Below are 19,081 nucleotides of genomic sequence, written 5' to 3' on the forward strand. Positions count from 1 at the left end.
GCACGAGCGAGCAGATCGAGAGGGACGTCTGATGCCAGGACCACAGCGACGCGGCGGCGGCGCCGGCGGCGGCAACGACCGCCGTGACCGTCGTGACGGCGGGCGGGGCCCCGGAGGCGCTCCCGTCGAGAAGAGCAACTACATCGAGCGCGTGGTCGCCATCAACCGCGTGTCCAAGGTCGTCAAGGGTGGTCGTCGCTTCAGCTTCACCGCCCTGGTGATCGTGGGCGACGGCGACGGCACCGTGGGCGTCGGGTACGGCAAGGCCAAGGAGGTGCCCGCGGCGATCGCCAAGGGTGTCGAGGAGGCCAAGAAGCACTTCTACAAGGTGCCCCGCATCGCCAGCACCATCCCGCACCCCGTGCAGGGTGAGGCCGCTGCGGGTGTCGTGCTCCTCAAGCCGGCCAGCCCGGGTACCGGTGTCATCGCCGGTGGTCCGGTGCGCGCCGTGCTCGAGTGCGCGGGCATCCACGACGTGCTGTCGAAGAGCCTCGGCTCGTCGAACCCGATCAACATCGTCCACGCCACGATGCAGGCGCTGAAGGACCTCGTCCGCCCCGAGGAGATCGCGGCCCGCCGTGGTCTGCCGCTCGAGGACGTCGCCCCGGCCGCCATGCTGCGTGCCCGTGCGGGTCAGGGGGTCTGACATGGCTCAGCTCAAGGTCACCCAGATCAAGTCCGCGATCGGCACCAAGCCCAACCAGCGCCAGACGCTGCGTTCCCTGGGCCTGAAGCGGATCAACGACTCGGTCGTCCAGGAGGACCGTCCCGAGATCCGCGGGATGGTCGCTACGGTGCCGCACCTGGTCACCGTCGAAGAGGTCTGAGGAAGACTCGCTATGACTCTGAAGGTCCACCACCTGCGCCCGGCCCCGGGCGCCCACACCGCCAAGACCCGCGTGGGTCGCGGTGAGGGCTCCAAGGGCAAGACGGCCGGTCGCGGTACCAAGGGCACCGGCGCGCGTGGCAACACCCACGCGCGGTTCGAGGGTGGGCAGACCCCGCTGCACATGCGGCTGCCCAAGCTCTCGGGCTTCAAGAGCCCCAACAAGGTCGTGTTCCAGGTCGTCAACCTCGACCGGATCGCGGCGCTCTTCCCGAAGGGCGGTCAGGTCAACCCTGACACCCTCGCGGACGCCGGCGCCGTCCGTCGCGGTCACCCGGTCAAGGTGCTCGGCACCGGCGACCTCGGTGGCGTGAAGGTCGACGTCCAGGCGCACGCCTTCTCCGCGTCCGCCGCCGACAAGATCGGCGCGGCCGGGGGCAGCACCACCCGCATCTGAACCAGGAGAAGGACCCCCCTGCCCCCGCCCGTCAGTCGGGCGGGGAGCACGGGGGTCCTTCGCCGTGTACCGCCCCGCGCCATCGCGGAGCGGACCGATTGCTAACCTCACTCGACCGATCAGGGGAGGGCTCGTGCTGCAGGCGTTCGCTGCGGCGTTCCGGACGCCAGATCTCCGGCGCAAGCTGCTGTTCTCCCTGGCGATCATCGCCGTGTACCGGCTGGGCGCCGCGGTGCCCGGACCCGGCGTCTCCGTGGAGGCCATCAACAGCTGCCTCGAGCAGGCGCAGGCCTCCGACCAGCGGGACATCTACTCCCTGGTCAACCTGTTCTCCGGTGGCGCGCTCCTGAGGCTCTCCGTCTTCGCGCTCGGCATCATGCCGTACATCACGGCCAGCATCATCGTGCAGCTGCTGGTGGTCGTGATCCCGCGGTTCGAGCAGCTGAAGAAGGAAGGGCAGTCGGGTCAGGCCAAGCTGACCCAGTACACGCGCTACCTGACGATCGCCCTCGCCGTCCTGCAGAGCACCGGGATCATCGCGCTGGCCCGCAGCGGGCAGCTGTTCCCGAACTGCAGCGAGTCGATCATCCCGTCGGACTCCGTCTGGTCGACCGTCATCCTGGTCATCGCGCTGACGGCGGGCACCGCCCTCGTGATGTGGCTCGGCGAGCTGCTCACCGAGAAGGGGATCGGCAACGGCATGTCCGTGCTGATCTTCACCTCCATCGCGGCTCGCATCCCGGCCGAGGGCGGCGCGATCCTGCAGTCCCGCGGCGGCCTCGTCTTCGCCGTCGTCTGCGTCATCGCGGTCCTGATCATCGGCACCGTCGTCTACGTGGAGCAGGCGCAGCGGCGCATCCCGGTGCAGTACGCCAAGCGCATGGTCGGTCGCCGCATGTACGGCGGTACCTCGACCTACCTGCCGCTCAAGGTGAACCAGGCCGGCGTCATCCCGGTCATCTTCGCCTCGTCGCTGCTCTACCTGCCCCAGCTGGTGACCCAGCTGCAGGGCAACGAGAGCGGTGCCGTGCGGCGGTTCTTCGAGAACTACATCATCGACCAGAGCAGCCCCGTCCACGTGGCGGTCTACTTCGGCCTGATCGTGTTCTTCACGTACTTCTACGTGTCGATCACGTTCAACCCGGAGGAGCGCGCCGATGACATGAAGCGGTACGGCGGTTTCATCCCCGGCATCCGCCCGGGTCGGCCGACGGCCGAGTACCTGCAGTACGTCCTGTCCCGGATCACGCTGCCGGGGTCGCTGTACCTGGGCACGGTGGCTGTCCTGCCGAACCTGTTCCTCTCGCTCACGCAGCCGGGGCAGAACCAGAACTTCCCGTTCGGTGGCACCGCGGTGCTGATCATGGTCGGAGTGGGGTTGGAGACGGTGAAGCAGATCGAGACGCAACTGAACCAGCGCAACTACGAAGGGTTCCTGAAGTAGTGCGCATCGTCCTCCTGGGCCCTCCCGGAGCGGGCAAGGGCACCCAGGCGCAGATCATCGCCGGCAAGCTCGGCGTCCCCGCGATCTCGACCGGTGACATCTTCCGGGCGAACGTCAGCGGGCAGACCGAGCTGGGCAAGCAGGTGAAGACCTACCTGGACGCCGGGAACCTCGTCCCCGACGAGATCACCGTCGCCATGGTCAAGGACCGCCTGGCCGAGCCGGACGCGGAATCGGGCTTCCTGCTCGACGGCTTCCCGCGGAGCATCCCCCAGGCCGAGCAGCTGCGGGACTCCCTCACCGACCTGGGTCAGAAGCTCGACCGCGTCGTGGAGCTCGTCGTCGACGAGGACGAGCTGGTCCGGCGTCTCTCCGGCCGTCGCATGATCGTGGACGGCAAGGAGGTGCAGCGGGACGACGACAAGCCCGAGACGGTGCGGCACCGCCTGGGGGTCTACCGGGAACAGACCGCTCCGGTCGCGGGCTTCTACGAGGGCGAGGGTCTGCTGTCGCGCATCGACGCGATCGGTGAGATCGACGAGGTCACCGGCCGGGCGCTGCGCGCGCTGGGCGTCGAGGGCGAGGCCGGGCAGCCGGCGGGCGTCTGAGCCGGCGTCCCGGCCCGACGAAGGAGCAGCACGGCAGATGACGGCAGGCATCCTCGGCCGCATCCCGTTGCTGGCGAAGTGGAGTGGACGCATGATCCAGATCAAGACGGCGCACGAGATCGAGCTCATGCGGGCGTCCGGGCTGATCACCGCCGGAGCGCTCAAGGCGGTCAAGGCCGCCGTGGCCCCGGGGGTCAGCACCGGTGAGCTCGACGCGGTGGCCGAGGACTACATCCGCTCCCACGGGGGCGTGCCGAACTTCCTCGGGTACCACGGGTTCACCGGCACGATCTGCGCGTCCATCAACGACGAGATCGTGCACGGCATCCCGAACCCCGACCGGCGGCTGGCCGCCGGCGACAACATCTCGATCGACTGCGGCGCCATCCTGGACGGCTGGCACAGCGACTCCGCGATCACCGTGACGGTGGGGGAGCCCTCGCCCGAGGACGCGGCCCTGCTCGAGGTGACGGAACGGTCGATGTGGGCGGGGCTGGCCCGCGCGGTGGCCGGCGGCCGGCTGACCGACATCAGCCACGCGGTCGAGGAGTCGATCCGCTCCCACGAGCACGAGTACGGGATCGTCGACCACTACGGCGGTCACGGCATCGGCACCGAGATGCACCAGGACCCGCACGTGCTGAACTACGGCCGCGCGGGGCGGGGGCCCAAGCTGGTCCCCGGTCTCGCCCTGGCCATCGAGCCGATGGTCACCGTCGGGGACCCCGCGACCGCCGAGCTCGACGACGGCTGGACGGTCGTGACCAAGGACGGCTCGCGGGCGGCCCACTTCGAGCACAGCGTCGCCATCACGCCCGAGGGCCCGTGGGTCCTGACTGCGGAGGACGGCGGCGTCGCGGGGCTCGCCCCGTTCGGGGTCACCCCCCGCACCTGACGAAGGACCCCGTCGCCCCCCAGCGCTCGCTCCGCTCGCGCAGGGGCCCTGCGACGGGGCCGTTCCAGCACGTCGCCATCGTCACTACGGGGGCGGGTTGGTGACGGGTGGGACGCCGGGGTACTCTCTTCGATGGCGCTAGCGCCGTCTCGCCGTCGTGCTGTGGCCGCATGACCCGAGACGCCCTCTGCGAGAGCGCCTGCACCACCTGTTCTGCAATCTCCGAGTTCGTCCTGCCGGGTACCGGCGCGGGCGCACGAGGATCCAGTACCACCGAGTCAGGGAGCGCGCACAAGGCATGGCGAAGAAGGACGGGGCCATCGAGGTCGAGGGTCGCGTCGTCGAGCCGCTGCCCAATGCGATGTTCCGGGTCGAGCTGCAGAACGGGCACCGGGTGCTCGCCCACATCAGCGGCAAGATGCGTCAGCACTACATCCGCATCCTGCCCGAGGACCGCGTGGTCGTGGAGCTCTCGCCCTACGACCTGACGCGCGGTCGCATCGTCTACCGCTACAAGTAATCGCTCGGACCGTGCAGCTGCCGTCAGGCAGAGCGCGGCGGGCCACGATCCGAGGAAATGAGGGCCGGCACCGGTGAAGGTCCAGCCGTCGGTGAAGAAGATCTGCGACAAGTGCAAGGTGATCCGCCGGCACGGCCGGGTCATGGTCATCTGCGACAACGCCCGGCACAAGCAGCGCCAGGGCTGAGGGAGTACCTGAACATGGCACGACTGGCTGGCGTCGACCTGCCCCGCGAGAAGCGGATGGAGATCGCGCTCACCTACATCTATGGCATCGGCAAGCACCACGCCAAGGAGACCCTGGCCGCGACGGGCGTCAGCCCGGACCTGCGCGCCAAGGACCTCTCGGACGAGGACCTGCTGAAGCTCCGTGACTACATCGACGAGCACTTCCGCGTCGAGGGCGACCTCCGTCGCGAGGTGGCCGCGGACATCCGTCGCAAGGTGGAGATCGGTTGCTACCAGGGTCTGCGGCACCGTCGCGGCCTCCCGGTGCACGGTCAGCGCACCAAGACGAACGCGCGCTCGAGCAAGGGCCCGCGCAAGACCATCGCGGGCAAGAAGAAGGCCCGCTGACCCACAGCACGTCGACGTGCGGTCACGGCGACCCGTGAGGGCGGGAGTGATGGCGCGACACGTGTGCTGCCTCGCGGCAGCAACCCCAGGCCACAGCAACTGAAGGAAACCGGAGAGACATGCCTCCCAGGGCTCGCACCGCGGCTGGTGCCAAGAAGGTCCGCCGCAAGGAGAAGAAGAACGTCGCCCACGGCGCCGCGCACATCAAGAGCACGTTCAACAACACGATCGTGTCGATCACCGACCCGAACGGCAACGTGATCAGCTGGGCCTCCGCCGGCCACGTCGGCTTCAAGGGCTCGCGCAAGTCCACGCCGTTCGCGGCGCAGATGGCTGCCGAGAACGCCGCGCGCAAGGCGCAGGAGCACGGCATGCGCAAGGTCGACGTCTTCGTGAAGGGCCCTGGCTCCGGTCGCGAGACGGCCATCCGCTCCCTGCAGGCCACGGGCCTCGAGGTCGGGCAGATCCAGGACGTGACGCCGCAGCCGCACAACGGCTGCCGCCCCAAGAAGCGCCGCCGGGTCTGACCGGTCACTGACGAGACGATCTAGGAGTATTTGACGTGGCCCGTTACACCGGAGCCGACTGCCGCCTGTGCCGGCGCGAGAAGATGAAGCTGTTCCTCAAGGGCAGCAAGTGCGAGTCCGCGAAGTGCCCGATCGAGATCCGGCCCTACCCGCCGGGCGAGCACGGCCGCGGCCGCACCAAGGACAGCGAGTACCTGCTCCAGCTGCGTGAGAAGCAGAAGGCCCGCCGCATCTACGGCGTGCTGGAGAAGCAGTTCCGCGGGTACTACGAAGAGGCCAACCGCAAGACCGGCAAGACCGGTGAGGTTCTCCTGCAGATCCTCGAGTCGCGGCTGGACAACGTGGTCTACCGGGCCGGCTTCGCCGAGTCCCGTGACATGGCCCGCCAGCTGGTGCGCCACGGCCACATCCGGGTGAACGGCCGCAAGGTCGACATCCCGTCGTACCGCGTGAGCGAGAACGACATCATCGAGGTGGCCGAGAAGTCGCGCACGATGCTGCCGTTCGAAGTCGCCCAGGCCCGCGCCGGCGAGCGTCCGGTCCCCGCGTGGCTCGAGGTCATCAGCAGCCAGCTGCGCGTGCTGGTGCACAGCATCCCGGCCCGTCAGGTGATCGACACCCCGGTCCAGGAGCAGCTGATCGTGGAGCTCTACTCCAAGTAAGCAGTACCGGCTCCGGCGGGCGGACAGATGCCCGCCGGAGCCAGCACCACCCCCTCACGGCGTCATATGGCGGGTGCCGGAGGACCTGAAGGAGAAACACATGCTCATCGCACAGCGCCCCACGCTGACCGAGGAGATCATCTCGGAGCAGCGCTCGCGGTTCGTCATCGAGCCGCTCGAGCCGGGTTTCGGCTACACCCTCGGCAACTCCCTGCGGCGCACGCTGCTGTCCTCGATCCCCGGCGCTGCTGTCACCAGCATCCGCATCGAGGGCACCCTGCACGAGTTCACCACCGTGCCGGGCGTCAAGGAGGACGTCACCGAGATCATCCTGAACCTCAAGGGTCTGGTCGTCAGCTCCGACTCCGACGAGCCGGTGACGATGTACCTGCGCAAGCAGGGCCCCGGTGAGGTCACCGCCGCGGACATCGCTCCGCCGGCCGGCGTCGAGGTGCACAACCCCGACCTGCACATCGCGACCCTCAACGGCAAGGGCCGCCTGGAGATCGAGCTCGTCGTCGAGCGCGGCCGCGGCTACGTCCCGGCCCCGCAGAACAAGCAGCCCGGCCAGGAGATCGGTCGCATCCCCGTCGACTCGATCTACTCGCCGGTCCTCAAGGTCACCTACGCCGTCGAGGCCACCCGTGTCGAGCAGCGCACCGACTTCGACCGCCTCGTGGTCGACGTCGAGACCAAGCCCTCGATCGCCCCGCGCGACGCCATCGCCTCCGCCGGCTCCACGCTGGTCGAGCTGTTCGGCCTCCTGCGCGAGCTGAACGTCGACGCCGAGGGCATCGAGGTCGGGCCCAGCCCGGCCGAGGCCGCCGACATCGCGAACTTCTCGATGCCGATCGAGGACATGGACCTCACCGTCCGGTCCTACAACTGCCTCAAGCGCGAGGGCGTGCACACCGTCGGTGAGCTCGTCACCCGTTCCGAGGCCGACCTGCTCGACATCCGGAACTTCGGGGCCAAGTCCATCGACGAGGTCAAGATGAAGCTGGCCGCCATGGGCCTCGCGCTCAAGGACAGCCCGCCCGGGTTCATCCCCACCTCGGTCGAGAGCTACGACGAGGGCTACGAGACCGACGCCTACCAGGGCACCGGCGAGTACGCCGCGGGCTACGACCAGGCCCAGTACGACGAGACCTCCTACCAGGAGACCGAGCAGCTCTGAGGCCGTGTGCCGGACGGCGGGGTGCACCCGCCGTCCGGCACCGCCCCGCGGGCAGCCACACTGAACGCGAGCACCACCGCAGCACGGACGACAGCAGCACCACGGATGCAGCCGGCAACGAGCGCCCGGCGGCCTGAGGAAGGACCGACATGCCCACCCCCACCAAGGGTCCCCGTCTCGGCGGCGGCCCCGCGCACGAGCGGCTGATGCTGGCCAACCTGGCCACGTCGCTGTTCGAGCACGGCCGCATCACCACGACCGAGGCGAAGGCGAAGCGGCTGCGTCCGCTGGCCGAGAAGCTGGTCACCTTCGCCAAGCGCGGTGACCTGCACGCCCGCCGCCAGGTCATGACGACCATCCGTGACAAGGACGTCGTCCACACCCTCTTCGCCGAGATCGGTCCTCGCTTCGAGAACCGTCCCGGTGGCTACACCCGCATCACCAAGGTGGGCCCCCGCAAGGGCGACAACGCCCCCATGGCGGTCATCGAGCTCGTCGAGGCGCTGACCGTCGGCCAGCAGGCCGTCGGCGAGGCCGAGCGCGCCCGCGGCACGAAGTTCGCCTCCGGCGCCGGTTCGTCCGCCGCCTCGGGTGAGGTCACCGCGGACGCCGTCGAGACCGACGCCGCCGACACCGCCGAGGCGCCCGCCGCCGAGGCGACCGAGGCTCCGGCCGACGACGCCGAGGCTGCGGCCGACGACGCCGAGGCGCCCGCCGCCGACGACGCCGAGGCCGAGGGCACGGACGGCACCAAGTGACCGACCCCCAGGGCACCACGACCGGTCCGGGTGGCGACACCTCGCCGGCGGTGACCGACGGTTCGGTCACCGACGAGGCGCAGGAGATCGTCACCGACGTCTTCACCCCCGACGGTGAGCGCCAGGACGACGGCTCCGTCACCCCGGAGCCGACCGCGCACAACACCGCGGTCGTCGACGACCCGAACCTCTCGCCGGAGGTGGCCGAGGCCGCCGCGGCCGAGGTCAACGCCGCCGAGATGGGCGACGCCGCCACGGCCAGCCTGAACGCTCCCGGCGGCGAGTCGGCTCCCGACCCGAAGTGACGTCTCGCTGACCAGTCAGCATCCGGACGAGCCCGCCCCCGACCACGGGGGCGGGCTCGTCCGTCTTCGTCTGCACGTCCAGTACGACGGCAGCGCGTTCCACGGGTGGGCGCGCCAGCCCTCGTTGCGCACCGTCCAGGCCGAGCTGGAGCAGGGGCTCGGCACGGTCCTGCGCCGTCCGGTCGAGCTGACCGTCGCCGGCCGCACCGACGCCGGGGTGCACGCCACCGGTCAGGTGGTGCACTGCGACGTCCCGGCCACGCTCTGGCAGGAGCAGGGTCCCAAGCTGGTGCGCCGGCTGCGCGGCGTGCTGCCGGCCGACGTCGTCGTCCGGTCGGTCGTCGAGGCGCACCCCGACTTCGACGCCCGCTTCGGCGCGCTGGCCCGGCACTACGTGTACCGGCTGACCGACGATCCGGCCGGGCCCCCGCCGCTGCGGCGGTCGGACACGGTCGCCTGGCCGCGCTCGCTCGACGCCGGCGCCATGGACCTCGCGGCCGGGCTGCTGCTCGGGCAGAACGACTTCGCCGCCTACTGCAAGCGGCGGGAGGGCGCGACGACGGTCCGCACCCTCCTGAGGCTCACCGTGGCCCGGCAGCGGGAGGACGACGGCAGCGAGGTCGTGCGCATCGACGTCTCGGCCGACGCCTTCTGCCACTCGATGGTGCGCAGCCTCGTCGGCGGGCTGATCGCCGTCGGCGAGGGACGCCGACCGCTGGACTGGCCCGCCGGGCTGCTCAGCCGGCGCGAGCGGGCCAGCGAGGTGCCGGTGGCCCCGGCCCACGGCCTCGCCCTGGTCGCGGTCGACTACCCGCCCGACGCCGAGCTCGGCGCCCGCGCGCAGGTCACGCGCGCCCGCCGCACGTAGGAGAAGGACCCCGCCGCCCCCCACCACTCGCATGCTCGTGGAGGGACCCTGCGGCAGGGCCGTTCCATCAGCCCAGGGCGGCGACGGCCTCGGCGATCGGGGTGTCCCCGGCGACCAGCTCGACCACCGCGCCGTCCCGGCCGGCGTCCAGCAGCTCGAGCAGCACGGCGGCGACGTCGTCCCGGGGGATGCTGCCCCGGTCGGCGTGCCGGGCGAGGGTCACGCGACCGGTCCCGGCGTCGTCGGTCAGGCTCCCCGGCCGGACGACGGTGACCGCGAGCCGCTCCCGCGCCAGCAGGTCCTGCTCCGCGCCGAGCTTGGCCCGCAGGTACGCGGTGAACACCTCGTCCACGCCCTCGGGCTGCGCGCCGTCGGCCACGAGGTCCACGCCCATCGAGGACACCAGCACGTACCGGCGCACGCCGGCCCGCTCGGCGGCGTCGGCCAGCAGCACGGCGGCGCCCCGGTCGACGGTGTCCTTGCGCGCGATGCCGCTGCCCGGTCCGGCGCCGGCGGCGAACACGACCGCGTCGGCACCCGCGAGGACCTCGGCCACCTCCTCGACCCCGGCCGTCTCGAGGTCGAGCACCGCGGGTGCGACGCCGTCGTCCGACAGGTCGCTCCGGTGGTCGGGGTTGCGGACGAGGCCGGTGACGGCGTCGCCGCGGGCGGACAGGAGGCGGCCGAGGCGACGGGCGATCTGCCCGTGGGCTCCGGCGATGACGATGCGCATGGTCCCCGCCCTACCCGGCGCGCCCGGCGGCTACCTCCCGGGCGCGGGCCAGCTCCTCGGGTGTGTCGCAGTCCACCCACGGAGCGGGCGACCCGGAGGGCACGGACGGGCGGTGCCGGTCCACGTCCAGCCCGCGCAGCGCGCGGTGCAGGGCGGGCGGGCCGTCGTCGACGGCGGCCCTCAGCGGCTCGGTCCGCCACACCCCGAGCAGCAGCTGGTCGCGGTCCTCGTCGTCCACGACCAGGACGCCGTCGGCACGGAGCGCCCGCCGCAGGTCGGTGAGCAGCTCGGCGGTCAGGAAGGGCAGGTCGCCGGCGAGGACGGCCACCACCTCGGTGCGCACCTCGCGCAGCCCGGCGCGCAGCGCGGCGACGGGGCCCCCGCCGGGAGGCTCCTCGCGCACCACGACGACGTCGGCCGGCGAGGGCTGCGGCGGGCCCACCACGATCCGCGGACGGGCGTCGGGCACCGCGTCGAGGACGGCGTCGAGCATCGAGCGGCCGCCGACCTCGAGCTGCGGCTTCGCCAGCCCGCCGAGCCGCGCGGCCCGGCCCCCGGCGAGCACCACGGCGGCGTACGCGGGCAGCTGGTCCATGCGCAGCACCGTAGGCCGCCGGGCGTGGGTACCGTCGCCCCCGTGGGACGAGTCACCAGCCGCACCCCCGTGCTGCGCATCCGCGGGCCGCAGCGCACCACCCGGCCCGACACCGTGGCGGCCGAGGAGCCGCTGGAGATCCGGCTCGGCGGCACGGCGCTGGCGGTGACGATGCGGACGCCGGGGGACGACTTCGACCTGGTGCACGGCTTCCTGGCCACCGAGGGCGTCATCGCCGGCGCCGACGACGTGGCCGGGCTGCGCTACTGCGACTCCGTGGACGCCGACGGCCGCAACACCTACAACGTCGTGGACGTCGACCTCGCGCCCGGCGTGCCGATCCCGGACACCGGGCTGGAGCGGAACTTCTACACGTCGAGCTCCTGCGGGGTGTGCGGCAAGGCGAGCATCGACGCCATCCGCACGAAGACCTCCTACGACGTCGGGGCCGACGGGGCGCGGCTACCGCTGGAGGTGCTGCTGGCGCTGCCGGACCGGTTGCGGGCCGAGCAGCAGGTGTTCGAGAAGACCGGCGGTCTGCACGCCGCCGGGCTGTTCACCGCCGACGGCGAGCTGCTCGCGCTGCGGGAGGACGTCGGGCGGCACAACGCGGTGGACAAGGTCATCGGTGACGGCGTCCGGGGCGGGCGCCTGCCGCTGGCCGGGCACGTGCTGATGGTCAGCGGGCGGGCGAGCTTCGAGCTGACCCAGAAGGCGGCGATGGCGGGCATCCCGGTGCTGGCCGCCGTCTCCGCGCCGTCGTCCCTGGCGGTCGAGCTGGCCCGCGAGGTCGGCATCACGCTGGTCGGCTTCCTGCGCGGCGACGGGTGCAACGTCTACACGCACCAGGAGCGGATCGTCCTCCCGGACTGAGCCGAGCTCAGTGGTCGCCGCCGCGGAGCTGGCTGACCACGTGGGGGAGCAGGGGCCCGAGGACCGCGAGCCCGTCCCTCACGCCACCGGTGGAGCCCGGAAGGTTGACGACCAGCGTCCGGCCCGCGGTGCCGGCCAGCCCACGGGAGAGCACCGCGGTCGGGACGCCGTTCTCCGCGCCGTACCGGCGCACGGCGTCGGCGATCCCCGGCGCCTCGCGCTCGAGCACCGCGCGCGTGGCCTCCGGCGTGACGTCGGTGGGGGAGAGGCCCGTGCCCCCCGTGGTGACGACGAGGTCGGCGCCGCCCGCCACCGCGTCCCGCAGGACGGCGGCCAGCTCGTCCACGTCGTCCGGGCGCACGTGCGGCCCCTCGACCGCGAAGCCGAGCTCGCGCAACCCGGCCGCGAGCGCCTGCCCGCTGCGGTCGGAGTAGACGCCGGCCGACGCGCGGTTGGAGGCGGTGACGACGACGGCGCGGGCGCCCGCCGGCACCCCGCTCACCGGGTCCACACGCCGCTCTTGCCGCCGGACTTCCGCAGCAGCCGGACGTCGGTGATCGCCGCCCTCGGGTCGACCGCCTTGACCATGTCGATCATCGTCAGGCCGGCCACGGTGACCGCGGTCAGCGCCTCCATCTCCACGCCGGTGCGGTCGGCGGTGCGGGCGGTGGCGGTGATCTCCACGGCGTCGTCGGCGACCTCGACCTCGACGGTGACGCCGTGCAGCGCGATCGGGTGGCACAGCGGCACGAGGTCCGGCGTCCGCTTGGCGCCGGCGATACCGGCGATGCGGGCCACGGCGACGGCGTCGCCCTTCGGCACGCCCTTCCCGCGCAGCAGGTCCACGACCTCGGCGCTGACCAGCACCCGGCCGGCCGCGGTGGCCTCGCGGGCCGTGACCGCCTTGGCGCTGACGTCGACCATGCGCGCGGCGCCGGACTCGTCGACGTGGGTGAGCCGGGGCTCGGTCATTGCAGGGCTCCCTCGATCAGCACGACGTCCACTGCGGCGCCGGCGGGCAGTTCGGTGACGTCCTCGGGGACGACGACCAGGCAGTTGGCGCGGGCCAGGTGGGCCACCAGGTGCGAGCCGGGGCCGCCGACCTGGGAGACCTCGCCGCCGTCGTAGCGGCCACGGAGGAACTGCCGCTTCCCGGCCGGCGAGCGCAGCGCACCGGTCAGCCGGGCGGGGGCGCGCAGCCGGTCGGGGAAGGCGTGCCCGAGCGCGCGGCGCAGGGCCGGCCGGACGAACACCTCGAAGGACACGAAGGCGCTCACCGGGTTGCCCGGCAGCGTGATCACCGGGACGCCGTCGACGGTGCCGGCACCCTGCGGGCCGCCGGGCTGCATGCCCACCTTGCCGAACTCGACGGTGCCCAGGCTGCGGAACGCGTCCTTGACCACCTCGTAGGCGCCGGCGCTCACCCCGCCGCTGGTGATCAGCAGGTCGGCCGTCGCCAGCTCGGCGCGGACCGTGGTGAGGAACTGGTCGACGTCGTCGGGGACGAAGTGCAGCCGGCGCGGGATGCCGCCGGCCTCCTCCACGGCGGCCGCCAGCAGCACCGAGTTCGACTCGTAGATCTGCCCGCGCGCGAGCGGCTCCCCGGGCGCGACGAGCTCGCTGCCGGTGGACAGGACGAGCACCCGCGGGCGGCGCCGGACGGTCAGCTCGGTGACCCCGACCGCGGCGGCCAGACCGAGCTGGGCGGCGCCGAGCGGGGACCCGGCCGACAGCGCGACCGTGCCCGCGGCGATGTCCTCCCCGGCTCCGCGCAGGTGGCTGCCGACCGGCGGGCGGTCGCGGACCTCCACGACGTCGGTGCCGCCGTCGGTCAGCTCCACCGGGACGACGACGTCGGCACCCGGGGGGAGCGGGGCGCCGGTCATGATGCGGTGCACGGTGCCGGGCGCCAGCGGGACGACGTCGCCGCGCCCGGCGGGGACGTCCTCGGCCACCGGCAGCCGCACGGGGCCGCCGTCGGCGCCGGCCAGCTCGGCCCACCGCCCGGCGTAGCCGTCCATCGCGGAGTTGTCGAAGCCCGGCAACGGCACCTGCGCGACCACGTCGCGGGCGAGCAACCGGCCGTGCGCCTCGGCCAGCGCGACGACCTCCTCGGGCATCGCCGGCAGCAGGGCGTTCACCACTGCCTGGTGTTCCTCGACGGTGCGCATCCGCCCATCCTGGCCGATCACCCCGGCTGCCGGCCCGGCGCCTGCCGGTTACTGTCCCGGGCACCGAGGAACGAGAGGGAGGACCGACGTGGCGGAGATCGACCGGATGCTCGAGGCGAACGCGGCCTGGGCGGAGCGCTTCCCCGGCAGCAAGCCGGTGCGCCCGGCCCGCAAGGTGGCCGTCGTCGCGTGCATGGACGCGCGCATCCCGCTGTTCGGCGTGCTGGGCCTGGAGGTCGGTGATGCGCACGTCATCCGCAACGCCGGCGGTGTGGTCACCGAGGACGTCGTCCGGTCGCTCACCATCAGCCAGCACGCGCTGGGCACCCGGGAGATCGTGCTCATCCACCACACCAACTGCGGGCTGCAGGCGACCGACGACGTCAGCTTCTCCGACACGGTCTTCGAGGCGACCGGCCGGCGTCCCCCGTGGGCGGCGCGCGCCTTCTCGGACGTGGACGCCGACGTGCGCGAGTCGATCGCGCTGATCAAGGAGAGCCCGTACCTCCTCTCCCACGAGGTGCGGGGCTTCGTCTACGACGTCGACACGGGGCTGCTCCGGGAGATCCAGGGCCCCGGCCCGGGGGCGTAGCCGCCGCTGGTACTGTTCTCGGTTGGCGCGCGCGAGCCGGCTGGTGCTGCGCGCGTCGATCCACGTCTCCCGTGCTCGGTGAGGCGAACCACCAGCCACCCCGACGACGAGGAGTCGAGCGCCCGTGCGCACGTACACCCCCAAGCCCGGCGAGATCGCCCGGGCCTGGCACGTCATCGACGCCACCGATGTGGTGCTCGGTCGACTGGCCAGCCAGACCGCGCAGCTCCTGCGCGGCAAGCACAAGCCCCAGTACGCCCCGCACGTCGACGTCGGCGACTTCGTCGTCATCATCAACGCCGGCAAGGTCGCCCTGACCGGGTCGAAGCGGGACGACAAGCGCGCCTACCGGCACTCCGGTCACCCGGGTGGTCTCAAGACCATCAACGTGGGCGACCAGCTCCGCACCCACCCCGACCGCGTCGTCGAGCGCGCGATCAAGGGCATGCTGCCGCACAACACCCTCGGGCGTCAGATGCTCTCCAAGCTCAAGGTCTACGCCGGCCCGGAGCACCCGCACGCCGCGCAGCAGCCCCAGACCTACGAGATCAAGCAGGTGGCCCAGTGACCAGCGCACTGACCGTGACCGACGCCGACGGGCGTCCGATCCAGACCGTCGGCCGCCGCAAGGAGGCCGTCGTCCGCGTGCGGCTGCTCCCCGGCACCGGCCAGTTCACGCTGAACGGTCGCACCCTCGAGCAGTACTTCCCGAACAAGGTGCACCAGCAGCTCATCCGTGAGCCGTTCGTGACCCTCGAGAAGGCCGAGCAGTACGACGTCGTCGCCCTGCTCAAGGGTGGTGGCGTCACCGGCCAGGCCGGCGCGCTGCGCCTGGGCATCGCCCGCGCCCTGATCGAGGTCGAGGCCGAGGACCGTCCGGCCCTCAAGAAGGCCGGCTTCCTCACCCGTGACCCCCGGGTCAAGGAGCGCAAGAAGTACGGGCTCAAGAAGGCCCGCAAGGCTCCTCAGTACTCCAAGCGCTGACCCGTCCCTTGGGTCGCCTGTTCGGTACGGACGGCGTCCGCGGAAGGGCCAACTCCGAGCTCACCCCGGAGTTGGCCCTCTCCGTGGCGCGCGCCGCCGCCGGAGTGCTCGCCGACCGCGACGGGACCTCGCGTCCCGTCGCGGTCGTCGGGCGTGACCCCCGCGCCAGCGGGGAGATGCTCGAGGCCGCGGTCGTCGCGGGCCTCACGAGCGCCGGAGCCGAGGTGCTCCTGGCCGGTGTCGTCCCGACGCCGGCACTGGCCTACCTGACCGGCCGCGCCGACGCCGACCTCGGCGTCATGATCTCGGCCAGCCACAACCCGATGCCCGACAACGGCATCAAGCTCTTCAGCCGGGGCGGGCACAAGCTGCCCGATGCCCTCGAGGCCGCCATCGAGCAGACCGTCGCCTCCGGCTCGTCCGAGGACCACCGGCCCACCGGCGCCGGCATCGGCCGCGTCAGCGCGCTCTCCGACGGCATCGACGCCTACCTCGAGCACCTGCTCTCCACCGTCGACCGGCCCCTGTCCGGGCTCTCCGTCGTCGTCGACGGCGCCCACGGTGCGGCGGCCTCCGCCGCCCCGGAGGCCTATCGCCGCGCCGGTGCCACCGTGCACGCGATCGGCTGCGAGCCCGACGGCTGGAACATCAACGACGGCATCGGGTCCACCCACCTCGGCCCGCTGATCGACGCGGTCCGCGAGAAGGGTGCCGACATCGGCATCGCCCACGACGGCGACGCCGACCGCTGCCTGGCCGTCTCGGCCTCCGGCGAGGTCGTCGACGGCGACGCCATCCTCGCGATCTGCGCGCTGGCGCTGCACGAGCGGGGCGCGCTCAAGTCCGACACCGTGGTCGCGACCGTGATGAGCAACCTCGGCTTCCACCACACGATGCGCGACGCCGGCATCGGGGTGCACACCACTGCCGTCGGTGACCGGTACGTGCTCGAGGCGCTGCGGGCCCGTGACCTCAGCCTCGGCGGCGAGCAGAGCGGCCACCTCGTCTTCCTCGAGCACGCGACGACCGGCGACGGCGTGCTCACCGGCCTGGCCCTGCTCTCGCGCATGGCCGCCACCGGCGCCTCGTTGGCCGAGCTCGGCTCCGTGGTGCACCGGCTCCCGCAGGTGCTCATCAACGTGCCCGTGCAGGACCGGCTCGCCGTCGCCGAGAGCGACGAGGTCGCGGCGGCCGTCAACGCGGTGGAGGAGGAGCTCGGCGACTCCGGGCGCGTCCTCCTGCGGCCGTCGGGCACCGAGCAGCTGGTCCGCGTCATGGTCGAGGCCCCGACCCAGGAAGTGGCCGACGAGGTGGCGCAACGCCTCGCCGGCGTGGTCGCCCGGGTCTCCTGATCCCGGCGGAGGCCCTCACCCCAGGGGGGTCCACCGGCCCGTGGCCGGGCTCGTCCACCGTTCCCGGCCGGTACCCTCGGTCCAATGTGCGGCATCGTGGGGTACGTCGGTCCGCAGGGCGCGCTGGACGTCGTCCTGGAGGGCCTCCGTCGGCTGGAGTACCGCGGGTACGACTCGGCCGGCGTCGCTCTCCTCTCCGACGGTGAGCTGAGCACGGCCAAGAAGGCCGGCAAGCTCGCCAACCTGGAGAAGGAGCTGGCCGAGCAGCCGCTGCCGGCGGCCACGATCGGCATCGGGCACACGCGCTGGGCCACGCACGGTGGGCCGACCGACCGCAACGCCCACCCGCACGTCTCCGCCGACCGCTCGGTCGCGGTGATCCACAACGGCATCATCGAGAACTTCGCCGCCCTGCGCGCCGAGTGCGAGACCGCCGGCGTCGAGTTCACCTCCGAGACCGACACCGAGGTCGTCGCGCACCTGCTCGCCGCCGTGTACCGGGACACCCCGGAGGGCGAGGGCCGGTTCGCCGAGGCCATGCGCACCGTGTGCCAGCGGCTGGAGGGTGCCTTCACCCTCGTCGCCACGCACGTGGCCGAGCCGGACACGCTGGTCGCAGCCCGCCGCAGCAGCCCGCTGGTCGTGGGCGTCGGCGAGACCGCCGACGGGACCCCCGAGTACTTCCTCGGCTCCGACGTCGCCGCCTTCATCGGGCACACCCGGGAGGCGCGCGAGCTCGGCCAGGACCAGGTCGTGGAGATCGACCGCACCCGCGGCCTGACCGTCACCGGCTTCGACGGGACGCCCGCCGAACCGGCCGCCTACACCGTCGACTGGGACGCCGCCGCCGCGGAGAAGGGCGGCTACGACTGGTTCATGCTCAAGGAGATCGCCGAGCAGCCCCAGGCGATCGCCGACACGCTCCTGGGCCGGCTGGGCGAGGACGGGAATCTGCTGCTGGACGAGGTCCGCCTCTCCGACCAGGAGCTGCGCGACATCGACAAGATCTTCGTCGTCTCCTGCGGCACCTCGTTCCACGCCGGCCTGATCGCGAAGTACGCCATCGAGCACTGGACCCGCATCCCGGTCGAGGTGGAGGTCGCGAGCGAGTTCCGCTACCGCGACCCGGTGCTGGACCGCTCGACGCTCGTCGTCGTGATCAGCCAGTCCGGCGAGACCATGGACACCCTGATGGCGATGCGGCACGCCAAGGAGCAGAAGGCCCGCGTGCTGGCCATCTGCAACGCCAACGGGTCGACCATCCCGCGGGAGTCCGACGCCGTGCTCTACACGCACGCCGGCCCCGAGGTCGCCGTCGCCTCGACCAAGGCCTTCCTCAGCCAGATCGTCGCCTGCTACCTGGTCGGGTTGTTCCTCGCCCAGGTGCGCGGCGTGAAGTACGAGGACGAGATCGCGGCCATCGTCGACGACCTCCGCGAGCTGCCGGCCAAGGTGGCCCGCGTCCTCGAGGACATGGAGGAGGTGCGCGCGCTGGGCCGGTCGCTGGCCGACGCGGGCACGATCCTGTTCCTCGGCCGGCACGTCGGCTACCCGGTGGCGCTGGAGGGTGCGCTCAAGCTCAAGGAGCTCGCCTACATCCACGCCGAGGGCTTCGCCGCCGGCGAGCTGAAGCACGGGCCGATCGCGGTCATCGACCAGGGCACACCGGTCGTCGTCGTGGTCCCGTCGCCGCGCAGCCGCAACTCGGTGCACGGGAAGGTGGTCTCCAACATCCAGGAGGTCCGCGCCCGCGGCGCCCGCACCATCGTGATCGCCGAGGAGGGCGACGACGACGTCGTGCCCTACGCCGACCACCTGATCCGGGTGCCCCGCACCCCGACGCTGATGGCACCGGTGGTCACCACCGTGCCGCTGCAGGTGCTGGCCTGCGAGATCGCCGACACCCGCGGGTTCGACGTCGACCAGCCGCGCAACCTGGCCAAGTCCGTCACCGTCGAGTAGCAGAAGGACCCCTTCGCCCCCCACCGCTCGCTCCGCTCGCGGCGGGCCCCTGCGAAGGGGCCGTTCCAGCACGTCACCTGCTGGCGGCCGGGCGGTACCGGGGTCGCGGCTCGACCGCCGCGCTGTGGTCGTCGGCGCCTCGCTGCAGCGCGGCACCGGTGACCGCACGGCGGCGGTGACGGCGTGCCGAGGCGCG

At 72.3% G+C, this 19,081-nt stretch carries 25 protein-coding genes and 1 pseudogene; 21 read left to right on the plus strand and 5 right to left on the minus strand.

From position 1 onward, the window contains the following. Positions 1-31 precede the first annotated feature (31 nt). The 15 genes and pseudogenes from rpsE to truA all read left to right on the plus strand — a co-directional run bounded on the left by rpsE (position 32) and on the right by truA (position 9,623). Positions 32-646, plus strand: a complete 615-nt coding sequence (gene rpsE / locus DQ244_RS09950) for a 30S ribosomal protein S5 (protein WP_113811321.1) — start codon at positions 32-34, stop codon at positions 644-646. 1 nt (position 647) lies between these two features. Then, complete coding sequence (rpmD, locus tag DQ244_RS09955; protein WP_113811322.1) at positions 648-827, plus strand: 50S ribosomal protein L30; 180 nt, start codon at positions 648-650, stop codon at positions 825-827. 12 nt (positions 828-839) lie between these two features. Next, positions 840-1,283: a 50S ribosomal protein L15 gene (rplO, locus tag DQ244_RS09960; protein ID WP_113811323.1), complete on the plus strand. Its 444-nt coding sequence runs from the start codon at positions 840-842 to the stop codon at positions 1,281-1,283. A gap of 133 nt (positions 1,284-1,416) precedes the next feature. Continuing rightward, positions 1,417-2,727, plus strand: a complete 1,311-nt coding sequence (gene secY / locus DQ244_RS09965) for a preprotein translocase subunit SecY (RefSeq protein ID WP_113811324.1) — start codon at positions 1,417-1,419, stop codon at positions 2,725-2,727. Next, complete coding sequence (locus DQ244_RS09970; RefSeq protein ID WP_113811325.1) at positions 2,727-3,335, plus strand: adenylate kinase; 609 nt, start codon at positions 2,727-2,729, stop codon at positions 3,333-3,335. The genes secY and DQ244_RS09970 overlap by 1 nt, the downstream gene beginning before the upstream one ends. Positions 3,336-3,372: 37 nt before the next feature. Continuing rightward, entirely contained in the window at positions 3,373-4,230 is an 858-nt protein-coding gene (map, locus tag DQ244_RS09975) for a type I methionyl aminopeptidase (RefSeq protein WP_233491297.1), read from the plus strand. 298 nt (positions 4,231-4,528) lie between these two features. Continuing rightward, positions 4,529-4,750 carry a translation initiation factor IF-1 gene (gene infA / locus DQ244_RS09980; RefSeq protein ID WP_012950459.1) on the plus strand — a complete coding sequence of 74 codons (222 nt, stop codon included), beginning with the start codon at positions 4,529-4,531 and terminating at the stop codon, positions 4,748-4,750. A gap of 73 nt (positions 4,751-4,823) precedes the next feature. After that, positions 4,824-4,937, plus strand: coding sequence for a 50S ribosomal protein L36 (rpmJ, locus tag DQ244_RS09985; RefSeq protein ID WP_012950458.1), 114 nt, complete (start codon positions 4,824-4,826; stop codon positions 4,935-4,937). 14 nt (positions 4,938-4,951) lie between these two features. Further along, positions 4,952-5,326: a 30S ribosomal protein S13 gene (rpsM, locus tag DQ244_RS09990; RefSeq protein WP_113811327.1), complete on the plus strand. Its 375-nt coding sequence runs from the start codon at positions 4,952-4,954 to the stop codon at positions 5,324-5,326. Positions 5,327-5,445: 119 nt separating this feature from the next. Then, on the plus strand, positions 5,446-5,853 hold the full coding sequence (gene rpsK / locus DQ244_RS09995; RefSeq protein ID WP_026857037.1) for a 30S ribosomal protein S11: 408 nt from the start codon (positions 5,446-5,448) through the stop codon (positions 5,851-5,853). Between the two features lie 35 nt (positions 5,854-5,888). Next, positions 5,889-6,515 carry a 30S ribosomal protein S4 gene (gene rpsD / locus DQ244_RS10000; protein ID WP_113811328.1) on the plus strand — a complete coding sequence of 209 codons (627 nt, stop codon included), beginning with the start codon at positions 5,889-5,891 and terminating at the stop codon, positions 6,513-6,515. A 100-nt stretch (positions 6,516-6,615) separates the two neighbouring features. Then, entirely contained in the window at positions 6,616-7,692 is a 1,077-nt protein-coding gene (locus tag DQ244_RS10005; protein ID WP_104523802.1) for a DNA-directed RNA polymerase subunit alpha, read from the plus strand. Positions 7,693-7,841: 149 nt separating this feature from the next. After that, positions 7,842-8,189, plus strand: a pseudogene (rplQ, locus tag DQ244_RS19895) (50S ribosomal protein L17); the annotation flags it as partial. Positions 8,190-8,446: 257 nt separating this feature from the next. Continuing rightward, on the plus strand, positions 8,447-8,755 hold the full coding sequence (locus DQ244_RS10015; RefSeq protein ID WP_199580332.1) for a hypothetical protein: 309 nt from the start codon (positions 8,447-8,449) through the stop codon (positions 8,753-8,755). A 70-nt stretch (positions 8,756-8,825) separates the two neighbouring features. Beyond that, positions 8,826-9,623 carry a tRNA pseudouridine(38-40) synthase TruA gene (truA, locus tag DQ244_RS10020; protein WP_255411602.1) on the plus strand — a complete coding sequence of 266 codons (798 nt, stop codon included), beginning with the start codon at positions 8,826-8,828 and terminating at the stop codon, positions 9,621-9,623. 67 nt (positions 9,624-9,690) lie between these two features. Here truA and DQ244_RS10025 read toward each other — a convergent pair whose 3' ends face one another. Both DQ244_RS10025 and DQ244_RS10030 read right to left on the minus strand, forming a co-directional pair. Beyond that, on the minus strand, positions 9,691-10,356 hold the full coding sequence (locus DQ244_RS10025) for an SDR family oxidoreductase (RefSeq protein WP_113811331.1): 666 nt from the start codon (positions 10,354-10,356) through the stop codon (positions 9,691-9,693). A gap of 10 nt (positions 10,357-10,366) precedes the next feature. Then, entirely contained in the window at positions 10,367-10,951 is a 585-nt protein-coding gene (locus DQ244_RS10030; protein ID WP_113811563.1) for a molybdenum cofactor guanylyltransferase, read from the minus strand. 42 nt (positions 10,952-10,993) lie between these two features. Here DQ244_RS10030 and fdhD point away from each other — a divergent pair, with 42 nt between their 5' ends. Next, entirely contained in the window at positions 10,994-11,824 is an 831-nt protein-coding gene (gene fdhD / locus DQ244_RS10035) for a formate dehydrogenase accessory sulfurtransferase FdhD (protein ID WP_113811564.1), read from the plus strand. A gap of 7 nt (positions 11,825-11,831) precedes the next feature. On the opposite strand, the gene DQ244_RS10040 is transcribed toward fdhD, so the two are convergent. The 3 genes from DQ244_RS10040 to glp are packed head-to-tail and all read right to left on the minus strand — an operon-like array spanning position 11,832 to position 13,995. After that, positions 11,832-12,335: a molybdenum cofactor biosynthesis protein B gene (locus tag DQ244_RS10040; RefSeq protein WP_233491299.1), complete on the minus strand. Its 504-nt coding sequence runs from the start codon at positions 12,333-12,335 to the stop codon at positions 11,832-11,834. Then, complete coding sequence (gene moaC / locus DQ244_RS10045) at positions 12,323-12,796, minus strand: cyclic pyranopterin monophosphate synthase MoaC (RefSeq protein ID WP_113811332.1); 474 nt, start codon at positions 12,794-12,796, stop codon at positions 12,323-12,325. The genes DQ244_RS10040 and moaC overlap by 13 nt, the downstream gene beginning before the upstream one ends. Next, entirely contained in the window at positions 12,793-13,995 is a 1,203-nt protein-coding gene (gene glp / locus DQ244_RS10050) for a gephyrin-like molybdotransferase Glp (protein WP_113811333.1), read from the minus strand. The genes moaC and glp overlap by 4 nt, the downstream gene beginning before the upstream one ends. Before the next feature lie 88 nt (positions 13,996-14,083). On the opposite strand from glp, the gene DQ244_RS10055 reads away from it, so the two are divergent. The 5 genes from DQ244_RS10055 to glmS all read left to right on the plus strand — a co-directional run bounded on the left by DQ244_RS10055 (position 14,084) and on the right by glmS (position 18,885). Then, entirely contained in the window at positions 14,084-14,587 is a 504-nt protein-coding gene (locus DQ244_RS10055; RefSeq protein ID WP_113811334.1) for a carbonic anhydrase, read from the plus strand. Positions 14,588-14,711: 124 nt separating this feature from the next. Beyond that, positions 14,712-15,155, plus strand: a complete 444-nt coding sequence (gene rplM, locus DQ244_RS10060; RefSeq protein ID WP_113811335.1) for a 50S ribosomal protein L13 — start codon at positions 14,712-14,714, stop codon at positions 15,153-15,155. Then, positions 15,152-15,571 carry a 30S ribosomal protein S9 gene (gene rpsI, locus DQ244_RS10065; protein WP_113811336.1) on the plus strand — a complete coding sequence of 140 codons (420 nt, stop codon included), beginning with the start codon at positions 15,152-15,154 and terminating at the stop codon, positions 15,569-15,571. Before rplM ends, rpsI begins: the two co-directional genes overlap by 4 nt. 8 nt (positions 15,572-15,579) lie before the next feature. Continuing rightward, the gene (gene glmM / locus DQ244_RS10070; protein WP_113811337.1) at positions 15,580-16,923 is read left to right on the plus strand and encodes a phosphoglucosamine mutase; all 1,344 of its coding nucleotides are present in this window, start codon (positions 15,580-15,582) and stop codon (positions 16,921-16,923) included. Positions 16,924-17,007: 84 nt separating this feature from the next. After that, entirely contained in the window at positions 17,008-18,885 is a 1,878-nt protein-coding gene (gene glmS / locus DQ244_RS10075) for a glutamine--fructose-6-phosphate transaminase (isomerizing) (RefSeq protein WP_113811338.1), read from the plus strand. Positions 18,886-19,081: the final 196 nt, after the last annotated feature.

It is taken from the genome of Blastococcus sp. TBT05-19, from assembly GCF_003319095.1.
In the GTDB taxonomy this organism is placed as follows: domain Bacteria; phylum Actinomycetota; class Actinomycetes; order Mycobacteriales; family Geodermatophilaceae; genus Blastococcus.